Genomic DNA, 19040 nt, shown 5'->3' with positions numbered 1-19040 from the left:
GCTCCGGCGGCGGGCAGGGCGTAGCGGCATAGCGGCAGACCCGACGGCGCCGACCACGCGGTCGTCACGGCCTCAGCGTCGCTCGGCCTCGTTGTAGGTAGCTGACACCATCGGGGGTGGCCACTGCGATGAGACGGAGGTCCCGTGAATTGGGAAATGGGGTTATCCACTGCTACCGGCGTTCTCGTGACGCTGCTGGGTGTGGCTGCCGGCGGCTGGATGAGCAATCGCAGCCAGAGTCGAGCTTGGTCCCGCTCGGTACTAACCGATACCTCTGCAGCCCTGTTACAGGAGCAGGCCACGACCTACATGGGGCTCGTGCGTTGGCGGTCCAAAGAGCTTGAGCGCGTCGACTGGGCGGGATGGAACGCAGCTCTCGCTCGGGTGCAGTTGGTGGGACCTCCGAGCATCGTAGAAGCGGCCCTCAAGTTAGACGCGGCCTTCTGGAGCATCGGCACTGGCATCCGGGAGAACGTCGACGAGGTCGGTTGGTGTCAGTTGCGCGATGAGGTTGAGTTGCGGCGCCTTGAGTTCGTCAACGCCGCTCGGCGGGAGCTTTCGCCGTCGGCCGCTTCGCTACATCGCCTCGTCGGTAAACCGGATCGGGCAAACCAGCCCGACCAGCAACGTCCATAAGGGTCATTATGGTGCGCGGCTTTTGGCCGCAGAGTCGCCAGCAACTGCGTGAACGATCAGTAGCGGCGGCGAGGAGGACTCGGGTGAGATTGCGGCGGAGCCTGACCAGGCGGCAAATAGGCGCGCGAGCACAGCAGTCGTGGGATCGACAGTTCCCGCTTGGAGGCCCAGCGCATGGGGCGCTGTAATAATCGTCTACTGCTACTGCAAGAAGGTACCAAGGGGTGACAACAGTAGCCGGCCGAGCGCCGCGGTGGAATCATCGAGGCGGCTGCGCTCGGTGTCTAGGGCGATGGTGTCGTGACGCACGTGCCAGAGTCTCTGCGCGATGCGCCAGGCAACGTCTCGGGTGTACTCGATGAGTTCGCCTTGGTACAACTCATCGATCTCGCCGTCGATCATGTCAATAAGAAGTTGCCATCGTTCCAGGTAGCCTCGGCGCAGGCCCGGGACCCTGTCAGCAAAGAGGTTGATGAGTTCCAGGTAGTCATGGTGCTGAGCGCTGCCATCCACCGGTTCGGAATTGAGGTACTCGAAGGTGGCAACGAGCGCGAACGGCAGGTCGAAATTGAGGTGGGCATTCACTCCGGCCGCCGCCGAGGGCAGCGGCCGCGCGTCCGGGCCACGCATCCGCTCAAAGAGGCAGGACCACGCCTTAGGGGTGTCTGGGCTCAAGTCGGTCCACGATCGCAGCGCATCGAGGTAACGAGCGGCGAACTCCACGTCGAGGCGCGAAACGAACAACGGGTCAGCGAAGGTAGAATCGTTGAGCCCCTCCAATACCTTATTGCTAATGGTTAGATAGAGCTTGTTGAAGTCTGCTAGCGGACTGCTTGCTTGCAGCGGGGGCAACTGCTCGACAACATGCTGCAGTTTGACGAGATGGTCGACGACTGCGGGAACGTCGGCGGGAAAATCACGTAACAAATTCTTCATGTCAAGTTGGACTGGTCCCCATGGCGAGACGTCTTTTGCGGGCGGGATACCGTGGGGTGAGCGCTCGACTGTGCTATTAATTAATGTGCGGGCCTCTGCGCCTGGTGCCGCCGGGGGTAGCTTTGCATCTTCCCGGAGGCGAGAGAGCGCCCTGTGAGTGCCAGCGACGGGAGAAGCGGGGGTGGCCTCTCGCTCGCCAACGGCGACCGTGACCAGCCAGCCACAGTCCGGAGCAATCGCCACCGCGCTCACAGAACCGTGGTCTGTCATAGCAACGCGTTGCTGGCCGCTGGGAACGTCCCAGATGCGTGCAGTGCCGTCGTCGCCAGCAGAAGCCAGCCACATGCCGCCGGGCGCAATCGCCACCGCCCGCACCGCACCAGCATGACCGGCCAACACCATTCGCGCCCGGCCAGTCGCCACGTCCCAAATACGCACCACCCCATCGTCACCAGCAGAAGCCAGCCACATGCCATCGGGCGCAATCGCCACCGCCTCGGCAGAGTTAGTATGTCCGGTCAAGGCGCTGCGCTGCTGGCCAGTGGCGGCGTCCCAAATGCGCACCGTCCCGCCCTCGTCGCCACCGGCCAACCATGTGCCGTTCGGCGCGACCGCGAGCGCCTTCAGGGAAATCCTGGAGTCCGTCAGAGCTCTTTGCAGCCGACCGGTGGCGGCGTCCCAGACACGCAACGCCCCGTCGCGGCTACCCGTAGCGATCCAGGTGCTGTCGGGCGCAATTACCACCACCCTCTCAGCGCCCGCGTGACCCATCAGAGTTCTTCGCTGCTGCGCTGTAGCCGCGTCCCAGATGCGCACCGCCCCGCCGCTCGGAATAGATTCCCCGATGGCCAGGGATCCTGGCAGGTGACCTGGCAAGGACGCTGGCTGGCTCGTTCTCGCCGCAGAGCGCTGGTTATCCACCCCGAGTCGCGGGTCGACTCCGAGTAGCTGCAACACTTCGGCTGACGCGCTGGCGAAAGGCTCCACCGTCGAGGGCAGATCGGACCCGCCCGTAGAAACACGAACTACAGCAGGGAAGCGGACGATCAAGCTTGACTTGTCATTGACATACCGGCTAAGCACCTCATACATCCGCCATACGTCGTCGACGCTTAAATGTTGCTGCAGATATTCGCGCACCCCGGCCCGGAACGTGAGGATGACTATGCCGCGATCACTGCTGACATCGAAGAGTCCACCGGCGATGACCTCTCCCATGTCGTTGGCGTCCGCCTCAGGCAACATGCGGGCGGCGATGAGCCGGAATACCGGCAGGCTGAGCTGAGCGTATGCGGCGCAAAGCACAGCGAGCCGGCCGGCCACCGGCGTAGCCATGCGCAGGAAGGACCTAATCTGGCGCTCAATGTTCGGAGACTCGTCATCTTCATCGTCGAACTCGGCCGGCTCAGCCGGTAGGCGGCCGTCATTTGCCACGAGGACGGCTTCGCACCCTGCTGGGTCGCCGCGCATCAGCATCGACGCAAAGCGGCTGAGCGCGTGCGGTGTTAGGGCGATCAGGGGTAGGGGCAACCACTCTTCGTTGTCGTCGGCAAGCGCGCGGAGGACTGGCGGAACGTCGAAGCGTAGTGCAGAGTTGCGGCTTCCGGGCGACAGGGCATGTACCCGTGTGGAAGGCAAGTCGAGGGCGACATGGTTCCAGAACTTCGACGATAGCGGGTTTACAAGAACCGTCGCGGTCGATTGTGACCATGTACGCAGGGTCTGCCAAAGCGAACTACCCTGCCAACCGCGATGCGCGCAATCCGAGAAGACGAAAATCATTCGACGGGCATCGGGGGCATGTAATTGCCGGACTGCGGCGGAACGCCCGGCCGGATCTCGCAACTCCGGCTCGGGACTCCCGGCCAGCAAATGCCAAGTTCGGACCATGCGGAATGCTCCAAGCTGACATAACAGCCGCTGAAATTCGCGGGCGGCGTCGTCCCATACCACCATTCCTGGAGCGTGGTCGAGCACCAAGGCGGCCTCGTACCATCGTTCGGGTGCCGACCTCAAGGCGGGAACGAGCTCACCCGTTTCGGCGAAGCCTCTGACGGTGGCATCAACGTCAAGCTGCAGCCGGTGCCCTGACGGCCAAGGCCGCTTGAACGGGCGTAGGGCGCGGGCGAGCTCTAGCGAGCGCGGCAATGAGGTGGCAACACTGACGCCTACGCGGCGAGTCGCGGCGGTCCGCCTGCCACCGGGTGCCAGGTCGTGCAGTGCTCGACCACGGTCAGCAGAGGGCGCTCTGTGAGAGTGGGCCGCAGTTGGGCGGTCCGCCTTAGTATTCACCGCCTCCCCCGCTTGGGCTCGGATGGCGGCGGCCGTGTCCGGCGCACCCGCAGGAGATGCCATTTCAACGCCCTTGGTCGCGGACAGCCATATCGCCTCGGCAAGGCCGGTTTCGTCAATCGAAGGAGCGGCATGTCGAATCGACGCGACGATTGGTCCGAACGGCTCAGACACGGGACAGTTCACGCATGACTAGCCTGCGAATGCGGTCCCGTTGCTCACCCTTCGCGGCACCATCGCCGGCCAGCAGGAACACGACGCTGAGTAGCTGGTCGACCGCCAGGTTTTCGCCCGTCCGCACCCGCGTTACGAATTCGCTGACCAAGTCGGCGACGGCTTGACTACCCGCCGCGGCTCCAAGGTGCGCCGCTACTATCCGTCCGGTCATGTCAACCGTCGGTTCCGGCATCGCGAAACGAACGCATCGACGCAGGAACGGTGCCGGAAAGTCTCGCTCGCCATTACTCGTCATCACAATGAATGGAAATTCAGTACAAGCAACTTGACCACGAACTATGGCATGCCGTGTGTCACCGCCCCATTCTCGCACATTGACAGCGTCGCGGTCGTAGCGGGCCAGTTCAGGAATTTCGAATGCGCCCCGCTCGAGCACATCGAGCAGATCGCTGGGCAAGTCTAGATCGCTTTTGTCGATCTCATCGATGAGCAGTGCGCGCGGTCGCGACGTCGGCAGTAGCGCCGTGCCAAGCGGGCCTAATTGGAGAAAAGGTGCGATATCAATCGCCGAGTTCGACGCCCGATAAAACCGGCGCGGAAGGCTACCGTGAGAGCGGCCAGAGCCACGGGCAAGCTGCTGGGCGTGGATACGGCCGAGGACATCGTAGCGATAAAGCGCCTCGGCAAGAGTGCTGCGTGACGTAACGTGCCACCGCAAAACACGTCCCAACTGCAGCTCAGCTGCCACCGATTCGATTAGCGTCGACTTTCCTGCACCAGGAGCACCCGTGACCAGTAACGGGCGGCGCAGGCACAAAGCCGCGTTGACAGCGTCGGTAAGGCCCTCCGGCGGCTGGAAGGCAGTGCCCAAGGGGCGGCGGGGAAAGGTTCGCCAGGGCGGCGGCTCTGGCAACTTAACCCCTCGCGGCACACCATCACCCCGGTAGCACGATTCCCAAGTCATGACGTGCCCTTCTCGATAATAACTCCCGGTCGCATGCGTCGGCAGAATTTCAGCCACGCTTCGTCATCCCAAACTGCCCGTAGCTCGGCTAAGGGATCTGACGGCGCGTGGTTACGCCAACGGTTGCGGTAGGCTTCGGAAAGTCCGGCAGGAAGGCCGTGCCATGCCTCAGCGAGTTGCCTGCGCAGATCGCTGGCGAGCGTCGAGCCCTCCGGCCAGAGGACGATGGGCGTATAGGACAGCAGGAGTCCTAGCACGTCGGCGCCCCCACGGGGTTGGCAATGAAGGGCAACGGCGCCGCCGTACTGGTCATTGACGAGTCGCGCCCGCAGCTCTTCGATTTCGTACAGGTCCGTCTCGCCGAGCCAATCGACCAGGCAGGTCTGGTCGACCATAGCGCTGTCACTGAGCTTCCGCCGTGCCCGGGTGTTGATCCAGCGTAAGTGAGGTGACGGGTTAAGCCGCTCGCTCCAGTGCATGATCACGTCGAAATCCAGTCCAAGCCGCACTCCCCGCTCGATTTCTTCCGGGCGCCACTGCAGGAGCAGGCCGGCCGGGACCGCTATTTCAACGGTTCGCAGCTGCAGATCGAGCATTTCGGCGTGCTGGTCAGCCCAATCAACAGCCTCTATGACGGCTGCGGTGGTGTCGGCATGTGTTGGCAGGCAGGCAAAGACCTCATGCTGATAGTCAGCGTCGTCGCAAAGCAGCCAGACGACTAACTCCTCAGGCCAGTTGCCCGCCATAGCGCCGTGCAGACTGACTATGAGGCGCAGCCGACGAGATGATTGGCGCATGCGCAAGGCGGCAGCGACGTCGTTGGCCAACACGGTTGCACCCAAATCAGTAACCCACTGCCGCAGTTCCGGAGCGTCCAGGCTTCGGCCGGCATCCGACGCGAGCGTGAGCACGAAGCGCACCAGCTGCGCCCGGCCGTCGGCGTCGACCACCGGATGGTTTAGCGCCAAATACGAAACCACATCTGCTTCATCAAGCATGTTACTGGCCCACTCAGATGGCAGCGGGATCGGTGCTGCTCGTCGCAAACGAGCAGCGGTTAAGGCATCGGACAACCACGACTGGAGGAAGCGGGTGGTTTTGGCTGCCCAGGACAAATTCCCGAGGACCGCGTGCGCTTGTGCACGGCTCGTTGAGTTGGGCACTCGATCAAGCGCGGCTGCCACCGACGATAGATCTTGGCCTTCCAGCAGGGTGCCTCCGCTTATGACAGAAAGCACCCTCCTGATCAGCGCGGCCTCCCCCACAGCGCCGATCAGAGCGCGCGGCGCTGCCTGGCGCACGTTCCGAGCCAGCCACAACCCCTCCCCAGGGGAGCCGCCATCATATAGGGACCCGGTAATGTCTTGACCACTGACGATGCGCTTGAGCTCTGTCACTACAATGTCAGGGGTCAGCAGTAGGGCGGCACCGGGAACACCCGTGCGCAGTAACTGAGCCACCGCCCGGCTCATTGCGAAGTCATAGGCCGACCGCCCCACGGCCGACGCCATCACCACCCACACCCTGGTATTTCCACCGCGGATTCCATTAGACAGGGCGGTGAACGATGGTTGCGCGGCAGCAGCGGTGCAAGTGTCGATGAGTGCTATAACCCCCGCAATACTTTGCCGGTCGGCCGCCTCGATAAGAAGGTTCGGCACGTTTATCGCTTCGTCACGTACGCCCTCTCGCGAGCCGCCTGCCATAAGGTAAAGGGTAGGGTCTTCACCAGGTGTGAAACCATGCCCAAGCAGAGCGAGCACTAGGGTTGCTGATTCTTCCGCTGCATACGCGATGGCCGCACGAATCTCTGACTCGATAACTGATCGTTCGAGATTTCCGGCAAGCAACGCAACACCATCCCGCGAACCGGACTGAAGGCTTCCAATCGCATCGTCGGTCAACACGCCGAGCAATTCTTCTGCCACAGCGGACAAATTGCTCAAGTTAGGCATATTTTTGCATTGCGTCGCAACGACAAGCACGTGCCGACGATTCATAACAGCATGCTACTCTCGGCGAGCGCCATCGCCTCGGCGACCGGGCCCGCTACGTCAGGCTTTTGCAGATACTTGGTTGCCGTATGCACCCACAGACCATCTGAGTCGGTGCGGTGACTTTCGGGCCGTACGCCGCCAGCATTGGACTGGATGTCCGCCTCTAAGCGTGGGCGGGCGACGATTATGTCGTCACGGTCCCAGAAGTTCAGCCACTTGCGCACCGTCGGCGGGGTAACGGGTGGAGCCGGCACCAGATGGGGCCACACCACGGAACGCATCGCCAGTGGGGAGCCAAGCGTAACGAAAAGCGGCACCTCGTGGCCGTACTCGTGCAACGACTCCCACGCGACCACTGAGCCGAGAGAGTGCGCCACAAGCACCAGCGAACGCCCACCGAACGCCCTATGGAGCCGCTGGCGGATGCGGACATCGAGGGCGTGCGCCTGCTCGTTCGCTTCGCCTCGGCCCAGGTAGCGGGCGACTTGGGCGAGGTCACGCACCAACAACTTGCCCCCGAACCATTGCCCGCTCCTGCTCAGTGGACCGTAGGACAGCAGCGTCGTAGCGGCGTTGATCGCCCGCCGGACGGGTTCGCCGACCCCCTGCGCTTCCGCCGGCGACTGCACTTCGACCAGGGCCCGCCTCAAGGTCTGGCAAAGCTCAAGGTCCTCTGAGTCCGACATCTGCTCGTCGATGAGATCAACAAGAAGCTGTTGCACCAACTGGGCTTCGCCGCTGCCGAGATCCTCGACACCGTAGCCCTGACTATGAGGGCGGGCAAACAAGTCGCCGTAGTACGCGAAATCGGTGTCTACGGATCCGGAAACGAGGTCGGATGCAAACGCTGCATGTCCGGCCCGGCGGGCTCCTTCGGCGAGGGCCGCGGTCCACGTCGCCAACTCTTGCTCAGCCTGACGCGGAGCACCGATGCCATGGACGAAGATCAACCGGGGTGCCACAGCACTCCTCCAACAGCTGGCACTGCTTTCGAAACTGGAGGGTGATCCTTCCGCACCTCCAGGTATCGAGCAACGATTGCTGCCCCCGCGGTCGGATATGCGACTCAGCGCCGCGATCTCGATACGGACTATCGGGCAATCATCCCGCAGTGCTGCTCTGCAGCACGCCTAGGAACAGCGCGAGTTCGGACGGGGTGAGCAGCAGAAACCGACCCGCGGCGGCGCCTGCGTGACGAGCGCCGCTGACGACGTCAGCATGAAGTCGCCACAGTGGAGGTCCCGGCGCGTAGATGCAGCTGTTCGACCATTGCACGGCGCAAAGCCGCCCTGTCTATAGTGCTGACGCTCATGGGCTGCTCCCTCCGGTAGGTACAGACCACCAAAGTTCCGGCGGCGCTCCTGCTTCCAACGATCGACCGGCGCTTTGCCACTGGGGTGTGGAACTGACGGCTGGCCAGCTCCCTAGCTCTCACACCCACTCTTCGAGGCCCTAGGTGTTCTGCCCAGAGAGGTTGGGGACGCGGCTGGCGGGTGGGCCGCCGAGTGCGGTGTGGTGGCGGTGGTGATTGTAGGCGTCTAGCCAGGCGGGTAGGGCCGCTCGTCGGGCGGTCCCGGATCGGTAGGGCTTGGCGTAGGCCCATTCGTCGGTCATGGTCCGGTGGAAACGCTCGACCTTGTCGTTTGTTTGGGGTCGGTAGGGGCGGGTCTTCTTGACGGTGACGCCGAGCTGGTTGCAGGTGTCGTGCCAGAGCCGGGATTTGTAGCAGGAGCCGTTGTCGGTCAGGACACGGCGGATGGTGATTCCGGTGGTGTTGAACCATGCGTGGGCGCGTTGCCAGAACTCGGTTGCGGTGTCTTGGCGTTCGTCGGGAAGGATTTCGGTGTAGGCCAGCCTGGAGTGGTCGTCGATGGCGGTGTGTAGGTAGGAGTAGCCGAGTCGGGCGCCGCCCCACGCCTCGGTGGTGTGTGCCGGGGGTGGCGGTGCGGTTGAGTTTGCCTTGAGCGCAGCCTTGGGTGCGCCAGACGCCGCCGTCGGGGATGTTGCCGAGCTTCTTGATGTCGACGTGGACCAGGTCGCCGGGATGGGGGTGTTCGTAGCGGCGGATCGGTTCTCGGGTAGCCCGGCCGAGATGGGCCAGGCGGGCAACGCCCGCGCGGCGCAGGATCACGTGGCATGCTGAGGCGGGCAGATCCAGGCGTCCGCCGATGCGCGCGGGTCCCCAACGCCGGCTCGTTCGTAGATGCAGCACTTGACGTTCTACCTGCGGGCGGGTGCGGTTCGGGCTGTGGTGTGGCCGGCTGGAGCGGTCTTTCATGCCCGCGACGCCTTCGACGCGATAGCGCTCGGCCCAGCGTTTCGCTGTAGTCGGGCTGACCTGGAACCGTTCCGCGGCCCGGCGCAGAGGCCACTCATCGTCGACGACGCAGCGGGCCAGACGCAGTCTGCCGCGTTCGGTCAGGGGTGCATTAGCGTGGGTCACGAGGACCTCCCGGGTGATGCGGAACCTTCGACAAGCTCCACCTCACCCGGAGGTCCTCACCCATTTCAAGATCTACGCCCTGTCACCAACGTCCATGGACAGAACACCTAGGGAGTATTGCCGGGCATGCGGACGAATCCGGTGTCCGCATGCCAGGCATCCACGGGGCGGATGGGTAATCAACTTCTCCTAGGCATGCTTGGTTGCATCGCACCGAAGGGTGCGTGACCGTAGTTGGACGGTGTCTACACTGCTGGCCGCCGTCTGAATTGGAGAGACGACCCGAGGAGGCAGTGCATGGGTCAGGCCCCCCGGGATCTCCAGCCATCCCTGTCCGAGCGCCACTTCTTCGGTGCCGAACTTCGCCAGCTGCGTGAGCGGGCCGGTCTGTCTCAGGCACGCTTGGGTGCAACAATCCGATTCAGCGCTGATCTAGTTCGTCGGGTCGAGACAGCCGACCGGTTTCCCTCCCGGGAGTTCGTTGAGGCCTGCGATAAGGCGCTAGAAGCCGGCGGGTCCTTGATGCGGCTGCTGCCGTTGCTTGAAGCGAGCCGCAACAACGTGCGCGAGCCGCCCACCGGCCACCCTGGCGTAACCACCCTGCTGCCCACCTACTCGGCGCAACGGTCGGGAACACCTGACATGCTCGTGCGGGTTCCGTTCCAGCCCGGGGTCCTTGATCGTGCCGCTCTGGACTGGTTAAACACCACAGCCAGCCCTCTTCCGCCAATGGCCGAACGGCCCGGCTCTCCGGACCAGGTCCGGGAAGAGGATCTCTTCTCCGCTGAGACCGCCCTGACGATGTTCAGACAACTGGACCATACACATGGTGCTGGTCGGGTGCATGCCCAGGTGCAGCGCTTCATAGAAGATGAGTTGAACCGTCTGCTTGCGAAGACGCCCGGCTCGGCGGCGATTGGGCGGCGCCTCAACACGCTGGCAGCGGGTTTCTTCGAGTTGTGCGGCTATCAGGCGGTTGATACAGGCGCCTACGGTCTCGCACAGCGTCGCTACCTACGCGCCCTGCGGCTGACGGAGGCCGCAGACGACCGCCTTTACGGCAGTTATCTGCTCGCCGTGAACATCGGCCACCTCGCACTGCACTGCGGTCATCCCGCGCCAGCTCTGCGGATGGCGCTCACAGCAGTGCAGGGGGGACAGACGCGGGCGACGCCCGCAGTGCGCGCAGGGCTGCACGCCGTGGTCGCGCGGTCGCACGCCCGACTCGGACAACAGGGCGAGTGCCTCGAACACCTCGCTATCGCGGAGAGGCAGCTGGCCCGCAGCCGACCTGAGGACGAGCCGACGTGGATCGGCTACTTCACGTCGGCCTACTTAGCTGATGAGATCGCGCACTGCTTCCATGACCTGGGCAGACCGCAGGAAACCCAACGGCACCTGCGGGACGCTCTCGCCGCGCTGAGCCCCACGCATGTTCGTCGTCTTGCCATCGATACCGCGCTACTGGCCTCGTCGTTGGCCGCCGCTGGCCGCATCGACGAAGCCTGCGCTGCCGCTCGGCAGGCGGTAGATCACACGGCGAAGACCGCTTCGCACCGCTGCTTGCAGCGCGTCGTTGAGGTCCAAGCGGACCTTGAGCCCTACCGGTGCGAGCTCGAGGTACGTGAGTTTGGCGAGTATGTGCGGGATCAGCTGCCTCATGCGGCAGTGTGACCCCTCAACTGGTCGCCGCAGCCGCCACCGCAGCACGGTAATGAGCCAACTCCGCCTCCAAAGCGGCACCGGCGCCCGTGGACGTCGCCACGTAGTGGCCGACGTCAGAAAGAAGCAGCAGCTCATGGGGAACGCCTCGGGCCGCCAGATGATCGGCTAGCTCGCATACATCCCCCATCACTGCCACTTCATCGGCGGTGCCGTGGATGAACAACACGGGTCGCCGGACAGCAGCGGCCTCGACTCGCCCGGCACCGCCGCGAAGCCTCAAGGCGTGCGCACGCTGGAACCGAGGTACCGTCTTCGTCCATCGGTCAGGATCCACGATCGCTGAAATGGCGGTAGCAGCGGCGAAGGGGCCGTGCTGTGCCACCGCCTGCAGCGCCGTGTATCCGCCAGCGCTGGCACCGCGGATGAAAACCTGCCCTGGCGTGGCTTGCCCTGCTGCTAAGAGGTGGTTCGCCACTGCTGCACAGTCGTCAACGTCGTCCAAGCCCCACCGGCCATACAGGGCTTCCCGGAAGGCCCGGCCGTACCCCGTGCTGCCGAGGTAGTCCACATCAACAACAGCGAATCCGCGACTGGTGAAAAACTGCGCCTGCCAGTCCAGGCGCAACAGGCAGGACGCGGTTGGCCCAGGGTGCGCCCGAACGATCACGGGAGCCCGCCATGACGCCGGCGAGCCCGCCGGTGGATACACCAGCGCCAGCACCTCACGACCGTCTGTGACGCGGACCCGCAGCTCCGTCGGCGTCGACACCTTAACCCTGGCAAGCCCGGCATGTTCCGACTTGGCAAGCACCTCCACCTGCGGGTCGTTATCGCCCAGGTGAACGAGAGCGATCTGAGGTGCCACCGTCGGTGACGACCCGATCAGCGCCACCGCCGTCCCCAGCGCAGCCAGGTAGGGCTTGATCGACGTGTACGGCAGCTCCACAGAACGGACAGCGCCGGAAGAATCGATGAGAACGAGTCGGTGTCGCGGCCCGTCCTGTACTGCCACGACGATTCGACCGTCTTCAAGGAAGTCGTATGACGCGTAACCCAGCTCCCACGGCTCTGCGGCGCACTCACCGATAATGGATGCCACCGCCTCGACCTTGTCTCCATCCCAGCGGAACAGATTCCACCAACCGCTGCGGTCTGACATGAAGTACAACGCGCCATCGGGTCCCCACCGAGGCTCGATCGCCGACTCGTCGGCACCGCCGGCGACCTTCACCGGTGCCTCGATGTGCCCGTGCGGCGAGTAGGACGCCACCCATACCTCGCAGGCGTCCCAAGGCATGTCGCGCTCGCTCCAAGCAGACCAGGCCAGGGAGCTGGGACCTGGCCGTGGTGCGCTGAGGAAACCTCTGCTCGCGACGAGGGTTCTCCGCTGTCGTGTGCCCGTTAGCGAAATCCCGATCAGCTCGTCGCCGTGGTCCGACTCTCGCACTGCCAGCAACTCGCCGTCGCCGAGTGTCAGATCTCCCAAGGAAGCCTGGCTGACCAGGTCGAGCTCACCGCCGTGACGACCCTCGTACAGGCCACCTTCGCCAGCGCACCACAGCCATCCCTCGGCGACCGCGAAAGATCCTCCACCGTACGCGTGGACACTGTTAGTCACGTTAAACCCCGCAGGGCTGGCATCGCGTACGCCCTCGCCGCCCCGCCAATACGTCAATGTCGTGACCCCACCTGCGTCCGGGCGAGTTTCTAACCAATAAAGCGCGCCGTCTGAGACGCGCAGCTGGTCGTAGCTGACGGACGCGCCGACGGCATCGCCCAGCGAGACAGCAGCGACAGACTCCGCCACGTTCACGGGCCCCTCCTCGAACAACTCTGCGTAGCCCGCCCGTCGCCGGACCGGCACGAGTGCTCCTCGGACATCGGCGACTCTACGCCGGAGTCCTCCGCCCCAGTCGCTGGACGCCGTATGCCGAACCGGGCGCAGGCCGGGTCGCCGTGTCATCGCCCTCTTCATGCGGACAACTCCCCTGTCCGCATTTCCGGTATCGACCCGGCTATTCAATCCGAGCGACCCTTTCGAAGCGGAAAGGCCCACAGGCCTGGCCGGTAAAGATGTCCCCGCCCAATCAAGACTCAATCGGATCGGAAGGGCTGCAGTGCATTTGCAAGAGGGCTTAGCGCGTTACGGGTACCACCAGGAGCTGGCCCGAAGGCTGCGCTTCCGGGATCTGGTGGCGTACGGCTTGGTGTACATGGTGCCGATCGCCCCGATGGCGATCTTCGGCAGTGTGTACGTCGGCTCCGGCGGGCTGGTCGCCTTGGCGTATGCGATCGGTGTGGTGGCGTTGGTGTTCACGGCGTTCTCCTATGCGCAGATGGTGAAGGCGTTCCCGATGTCGGGCAGCGTTTACAACTACGCAGGGCGCGGCATCAGCCCGCCGGTCGGGTTCCTCGCCGGCTGGGTGATCCTCCTGGACTACGTGCTCGTACCGGGCTTGTTGTATCTGGTGGCGTCGGTGGCGATGCACGCCACGGTCCCGTCGGTGCCGGTGTGGTTGTGGCTGCTCGGGTTCGTCGCGGTCAACACGATCGTCAACTCGGTCGGTATCCGCATGACCGCGGCCGTCACGCGGGTGATGCTGATCGGCGAGCTGATCATCCTGGCGGTGTTCCTGGCCGTCGCCGGCTGGGCCCTCGCCTCGGGTAGGGGCCGGTTCAGTTGGGAGGCGTTCTACAACTCCGACACCTTCACCTGGTCGGTGGTGGGGGGTGCGGTGTCGATCGCGGTGCTGTCCTTCCTCGGTTTCGATGGCATCTCGATGTTGGCCGAGGAGACCAAGGGCGGCTCTCGGCAGATCGGCCGCGCGATGGCCGCGGTTCTCGTCTTGGCGGGGGTGCTGTTCGTAGCGCAGACATGGCTCGCGGCGATGCTCGTCCCCGACCCGGCCGCGCTTCTCGCCGAGGGTGATCCGAACGGGACCGCCTTCTACGACGCCGCTGCCGTGGCTGGCGGGGGGGCGCTGGCGACCCTGTGCGCAGTCGCGACAGCCATCGCGTGGGGGTTACCGAACTCGATGGTCGCTCAGGTCGCGACGTCTCGGCTGCTGTACGCGATGGCCCGGGACCGGCAGTTGCCGGCGTTTCTGGCGAAGGTATCGATCCGGCGCAATGTGCCGCTCAACGCGACGCTGCTTACCGGGGCGGTGTCGCTGGCGCTGGGCCTGTACATGGCGACTCGTGCGGATGGGATCAGCCTGCTGTCGTCCCTGATCAACTTTGGGGCGATGGTCGCGTTCCTGGTCCTGCACGTCTCGGTCGTGGTGCATCACCTCATCCGGGAGCGCAGCAGTAACTGGTGGGCACACCTGGTCATGCCCGCCGTCGGCTTCGCCATCTTGATGTGGGTGGTGGTCAACGCCAACATCGCCGCCCAGCGCCTCGGCCTGGCCTGGCTCGCCCTCGGCAGCATCGTCCTGGCTGGTCTGTACCTGTCCGGCCGCCGCCCTGCCCTCTCGGGGTTGGCGCCCGCGCAGCCGCAGGCGCGTCACGTGGAGCGGGTGTGACCGGCATGGACACGTTCACCTACCGGCCCGCCCGAGACGAACTGGCCTACACCTTCGGCGGTCGGATGCCGGTCGCGCACGTGCGCGGCGGGGACGCATTCACCGTCGTGACGGAGGACTGCTTCGGTGGTCTCGTTCGGGGGCCGGCGGACCTGCCGTCGCAGGTCTGCCGCATGCCGTACCTCAATCCGGTGTCCGGGCCGTTCTTCGTCGAGGACGCCGAGCCCGGCGACACCCTCGCCGTCCACCTCGCCGCCATCACCCCGGCCCGGGACTGGGGTGTGTCCTCGACGTTCCCGCACTTCGGGGCACTGACGTCCACCTCCCACACCGCTACCCTGCAGCCGGCGTTGGAGGAGCGGGTGTGGGTGTACGGCATCGACCGGCAGGCCGGCACCGTGCGGTTTCAGGCCACCCGCAGCGACCACAGCGTTGACCTGCCGCTGGACCCGATGATCGGCACGATCGGTGTCGCCCCCGGCGCGTTCGAAGCCCGCTCCACACTCGTGCCCGACACACACGGCGGGAACCTCGACACCCCGCACCTGCGCGCCGGCACCACCCTCTACCTCGGCGTGAACGTTCACGGGGCGATGCTGGCCCTCGGCGACGGGCACGCCCGCCAGGGTGAGGGCGAGGCCTGCGGCGTCGGCGTGGAGATCGCCACGACCACCACCCTCGCCATCGACGTCATCAAAGGCGTCACCACACGGTGGCCGCGGTTGGAGACTGACCAGGACATCCTGACCATCGGGTGCGCCCGTCCATTGGAGGACGCCTACCGCATCGCCCAACACGACCTCGTCAGGTGGGTCAGCGCCCTGACCGGCCTGGAAACCCTGGACGCCTACCAACTCGTGTCCCAGGCGGGGCGGGCGCCGATCGGCAACGTGTGCGACCCCAACTACACCGTCCTCGCCGCCATCGACAAAACCCTGCTCCCCGCCCCGGGTACCGCATACGGCGGGGCACACGAGCGGCTGCGGCGGCTCACCACTGGGCTGCGGTAGGAGCCCGGACGATGACCGCGTCGATCCCGCGCCTGCCGCTGCGCGATGAGCTGTTCCTCCTCGGCCACGACGACGACACCGGACACCCCCACGTGCACCGGCAAGCCCTCGCACTCGGGCTCGCGGGCGCGGTCCTGATCGACCTGTACCTGGCCGGGCGGGTGACCCTCGACCCAAACGACCACACCCGCCCGGCCACCCACCAACGGATCCACCTACACATCGACCGGCCAATCGGAGACCTGATCGCCGACGCCGCGACCGCCACCATCCGCCACACCCACCCACCCCTACGGGCGTGGCTGCGCGGGTTCTCCGACGAACTCTACGACCGCACCCGCGCCGGCCTGGTCGCCGGCGGCATCCTGCGCCACCACACCCGACGGCGCCTCGGCCGCCTCATCCGCGCCGACACCTACCTGCCCACCGACAGCAAATGGGCCGTCATCGCCCGCTCCCGCCTGCGCTACCTCGCCGCCGGCCACGAACAACCCAACAACCACACCGCCGCCCTCGCCGGCCTCGTCGCCAACCTCGGCCTCACCCACCACCTCTACCTCGATGACGACACCCCAGCCCTGACCGCCCGATTGAAAGCCATCGCCGGGCAGCACTACCAGTCAGTACGCGACATCACCGCCGCCGTGGACGCCGCCGTCGGTGACCTCGCCACCGCCGCCTACCGCTAGCCCCAATTCACCTCACCTCAAGAAAGCCCACCGTGAACAACCTGCCCCACATGCGACCTCCGACCGACAAGCCCCACCCGGTACGTAAAGGTCCCTGCCGCCGTCTGCGCGCTCGGCCTGCTCGCTACCGCCACGGCCATTCCGATCTGGACGGGCACCGTCGTACCGGCCTTAACCGCACCTTCACCTTCCAGCGCCACCGCGTCTCTCCCAGCCGTGGCGCAGCCGTGTCCGTCGCCCGCCGCCCTGACGGTAGCCCAGCTCAAGACACGTGCCCAGCAGACACTCGAACCATCGCCGACGCGTCTGCCGGCGTCGACCCCTTCGCGGCAGGCTCTGAAAACCGTCGCGGTTGGGCCGTCCGGCTCCGATGCGATCTCGGGCCGGTTCGCCTACGTCCACCTGCTGCAGTGGGCTACGGACACCACGATCGCGGGCAACAGCACCACCACGCGGATCGTGCTGTTCGAAGAGCAACGTTGGCGTGCCGACGACGCCTCCGGACGCGCCACCCGCAGCCGCTACCCCACCGGTCAGCAGCCCACCGACGACAGCACCTACAAACCCGGCGAGCTGGGCGGACCCATCGGTCGATCGCCGCCGACCCGGCAGCGCTCACCGCGCACATCAATGCCAACCGGTCGCGCCAGCCGCGGTTCCTCGGACCCACCGCCGTCATTCGCGGCCTCGTCAGCCTGCTCGGCTGGAGCACCCCCAACCAAGCCGCCCGCACCGCGATCCTCACCGTCCTGCGCGACACCCCCGGCATCACCTACCACGGCCCGGTCACCGACAGGGCAGGCCGAACCGGCATCGGCGTCAGCGCCACCTCTAACGACATCCGCTTCCTGCTGATCCTCAACCCCGCCACCGGCGAACTACTCGCCTACGAAAGAGCAGCACTCGCACCACCGCCCGGCAGCGACCGGATTGGCCCGTCGGTCGACGACTACCAACTGTTCCTCGTCCACAGCCGCGCCAACAGCAGCAGCTCCTGACCCCGCAACCAAGAGCCTTCTAAGGAACCCCCGCCATGGACACTGTCCCGCGTATCCGCGCCGCCCGCTGGGCGGACAAAGACCACGTCGCCGCACTCATCGCCGACGCCCTCGATCCCAGCCCTCTCGCAACCTGGCTGATCCCCGACCCGGGCCCACGACGTCGAATCCTCACCGACGTCCTCGGCATCTGGGTCGAGCACGCCCTGTTCTACGGCGACATTCACCTCACCGACGACGCCACCGCCGTCACCGTCGGCTTCCACCGATACCGGCCCATCCCGCCACCAGCGAACTACCCCACCCGCCTCGGCGACGCCGCAGGCGCCCACAGCGATCGCTTCGACCTCCTCGATCGGCTACTCGCCACAGATCGACCCAATGAGCCCCACTACCACCTCGCGTTCCTCGCCGTGTCGCCCACCGCCAGGCGGTCAGGACACGGCACGTCCCTGCTCAGCCACCATCGCAGCCGACTCGACCAGGTGAACCTACTGTCCTGGACGAGCACCACCCCCGACGCCGAGAGCCTGCACGTCCGGCACGGCTACACCCCCGGATCGATAATTCAATTGCCCGACGGCCCGGTCATCTGTTCCATGCGCCGCAACCCTCTCCACGGCGACATCCAGCCAACCAGGACGACCACCACCGAGGACCAAACCAGCCATCCGATTCTGCGACCATGACCCATCCGCCACCCGCGAGAACGGGACATGAGACCGCCTACCGGGTGGACACCGGACTTCGGGTGGCGAGGCTGAATCCTGCTGTCTGCCGATCCCGTTTCAGCTGAGCAAGTAGCAGGGAAGACAACCGATGCGTAAGGACTGGACCGCTCTGCCGGAGAGCGTTACGGCAGCGATCGCCGAACGGATCGGCGGAACCCTGGACGTCACCCCGGCTTCCAGTGGCGACCGCGCTGAAATCGCCTCGACAGTCACCCGACCAGCCGGACAGATCTTCGTCAAGGCGGCCTCCGGCGAGTTGAGCGTCCGGTCGCTGCGCTACGAACCGGCGGTACCCGCGCCGTCGACCGGTACGCGCCCGCAGTCCTGTGGCAGTTCCAATCCGACGGCTGGTGGGGACCGAGCATCTGCCCGGTCCCCACCCCGACCTTTTCACCTGGCAGCACCGACCTCGACCTGCTCCTCGCCACACTGACGGCAGTTCAAAATACGCCAGCGCCCGGCGAGGCGTGGTTCACCCCAGCAGCCCGACTCGGGTTTGCACACCCCACGATGGACGGTGAGGCACTCATCCACTCTGACCTCAACCTGACCAACATGATCGTGACACCGGTCGGCCTACGCTTCGTCGACTGTGCGTAGGCAACCAAAGCCGCCGCATGGGTCGAACTCGCGTTGCAACGAATTTCACGAGCGTGTCGTAGGCCGGTCGAGCTCGGCCGCGAAGAAAGCCGACGCGGCCTTCAAGACCTCATTCGCCCGACGCAGCTCGGCGTTCTCCCGCCGCAACCGCTTCAGCTCCGCCGACTCCTCTGACGTGACCTGGGCCGCTGGCCGTCATCGACCGGCGCCTGCCGGACCCGCTTCCGCAATGTCTCGGCCGTGCCGATTGCCAGCCGGGCCGCCACCGCGGTGATCGCCGCCCAGTCAGACTCGTAGTCCGGCCGCACCTAGGCGACCATCCGCACCGCCCGCTCCGCAACTCCGCGGATACGGCTTCGTCCATGCCATCTCTCGATC

Annotated in this window: 12 protein-coding genes and 2 pseudogenes; 7 read left to right on the top strand and 7 right to left on the bottom strand. The window is 65.4% G+C overall.

Features of this window, described 5'->3' with window-relative positions; all coding sequences use genetic code 11:
- Positions 1 to 144 precede the first annotated feature (144 nt).
- The gene (locus KBX53_RS00065) at positions 145 to 636 is read left to right on the top strand and encodes a hypothetical protein (RefSeq protein ID WP_210857363.1); all 492 of its coding nucleotides are present in this window, start codon (positions 145 to 147) and stop codon (positions 634 to 636) included.
- A 201-nt stretch (positions 637 to 837) separates the two neighbouring features.
- Here KBX53_RS00065 and KBX53_RS36015 read toward each other — a convergent pair whose 3' ends face one another.
- The 6 genes and pseudogenes from KBX53_RS36015 to KBX53_RS00040 form a co-directional block, all read right to left on the bottom strand.
- A complete protein-coding gene (locus KBX53_RS36015; RefSeq protein ID WP_247674889.1) occupies positions 838 to 1572 on the bottom strand; it encodes a DUF5995 family protein in 735 nt (244 codons plus the stop codon).
- 309 nt (positions 1573 to 1881) lie between these two features.
- Positions 1882 to 4038 (bottom strand): annotated as a pseudogene (locus tag KBX53_RS36945) (SAV_2336 N-terminal domain-related protein); the annotation flags it as partial.
- Positions 4031 to 5005 carry an AAA family ATPase gene (locus tag KBX53_RS00055; protein WP_210857392.1) on the bottom strand — a complete coding sequence of 325 codons (975 nt, stop codon included), beginning with the start codon at positions 5003 to 5005 and terminating at the stop codon, positions 4031 to 4033. The pseudogene KBX53_RS36945 and the gene KBX53_RS00055, both read right to left, overlap by 8 nt.
- Positions 5002 to 7005 carry a hypothetical protein gene (locus KBX53_RS00050; RefSeq protein WP_210857361.1) on the bottom strand — a complete coding sequence of 668 codons (2004 nt, stop codon included), beginning with the start codon at positions 7003 to 7005 and terminating at the stop codon, positions 5002 to 5004. Before KBX53_RS00050 ends, KBX53_RS00055 begins: the two co-directional genes overlap by 4 nt.
- Positions 7002 to 7964, bottom strand: coding sequence for a hypothetical protein (locus KBX53_RS00045; protein WP_210857360.1), 963 nt, complete (start codon positions 7962 to 7964; stop codon positions 7002 to 7004). The genes KBX53_RS00050 and KBX53_RS00045 overlap by 4 nt, the downstream gene beginning before the upstream one ends.
- Before the next feature lie 490 nt (positions 7965 to 8454).
- A pseudogene (locus KBX53_RS00040) lies at positions 8455 to 9445 on the bottom strand (IS481 family transposase).
- 297 nt (positions 9446 to 9742) lie between these two features.
- Here KBX53_RS00040 and KBX53_RS00035 point away from each other — a divergent pair.
- Complete coding sequence (locus KBX53_RS00035; RefSeq protein WP_210857359.1) at positions 9743 to 11119, top strand: helix-turn-helix transcriptional regulator; 1377 nt, start codon at positions 9743 to 9745, stop codon at positions 11117 to 11119.
- A gap of 4 nt (positions 11120 to 11123) precedes the next feature.
- Here KBX53_RS00035 and KBX53_RS00030 read toward each other — a convergent pair whose 3' ends face one another.
- Positions 11124 to 12923: a prolyl oligopeptidase family serine peptidase gene (locus tag KBX53_RS00030; RefSeq protein ID WP_309140674.1), complete on the bottom strand. Its 1800-nt coding sequence runs from the start codon at positions 12921 to 12923 to the stop codon at positions 11124 to 11126.
- A 304-nt stretch (positions 12924 to 13227) separates the two neighbouring features.
- Here KBX53_RS00030 and KBX53_RS00025 point away from each other — a divergent pair, with 304 nt between their 5' ends.
- The 5 genes from KBX53_RS00025 (at position 13228) to KBX53_RS00005 (ending at position 18020) form a co-directional block, all read left to right on the top strand.
- Complete coding sequence (locus tag KBX53_RS00025; protein ID WP_210857358.1) at positions 13228 to 14634, top strand: APC family permease; 1407 nt, start codon at positions 13228 to 13230, stop codon at positions 14632 to 14634.
- Complete coding sequence (locus tag KBX53_RS00020; protein WP_210857357.1) at positions 14631 to 15644, top strand: acetamidase/formamidase family protein; 1014 nt, start codon at positions 14631 to 14633, stop codon at positions 15642 to 15644. Before KBX53_RS00025 ends, KBX53_RS00020 begins: the two co-directional genes overlap by 4 nt.
- 11 nt (positions 15645 to 15655) lie before the next feature.
- Entirely contained in the window at positions 15656 to 16333 is a 678-nt protein-coding gene (locus KBX53_RS00015) for a GPP34 family phosphoprotein (protein WP_210857356.1), read from the top strand.
- Between the two features lie 479 nt (positions 16334 to 16812).
- A complete protein-coding gene (locus tag KBX53_RS00010) occupies positions 16813 to 17331 on the top strand; it encodes a hypothetical protein (protein ID WP_210857355.1) in 519 nt (172 codons plus the stop codon).
- A 35-nt stretch (positions 17332 to 17366) separates the two neighbouring features.
- Complete coding sequence (locus KBX53_RS00005) at positions 17367 to 18020, top strand: GNAT family N-acetyltransferase (protein ID WP_210857354.1); 654 nt, start codon at positions 17367 to 17369, stop codon at positions 18018 to 18020.
- The last annotated feature ends 1020 nt before the right edge of the window (positions 18021 to 19040 follow it).

Origin of the sequence: Micromonospora sp. M51, assembly GCF_018070305.1 — a bacterium.
GTDB classification, from domain to species: Bacteria; Actinomycetota; Actinomycetes; order Mycobacteriales; family Micromonosporaceae; genus Micromonospora; species Micromonospora parva.
This window is presented reverse-complemented; position numbering and strand designations above follow the sequence as displayed.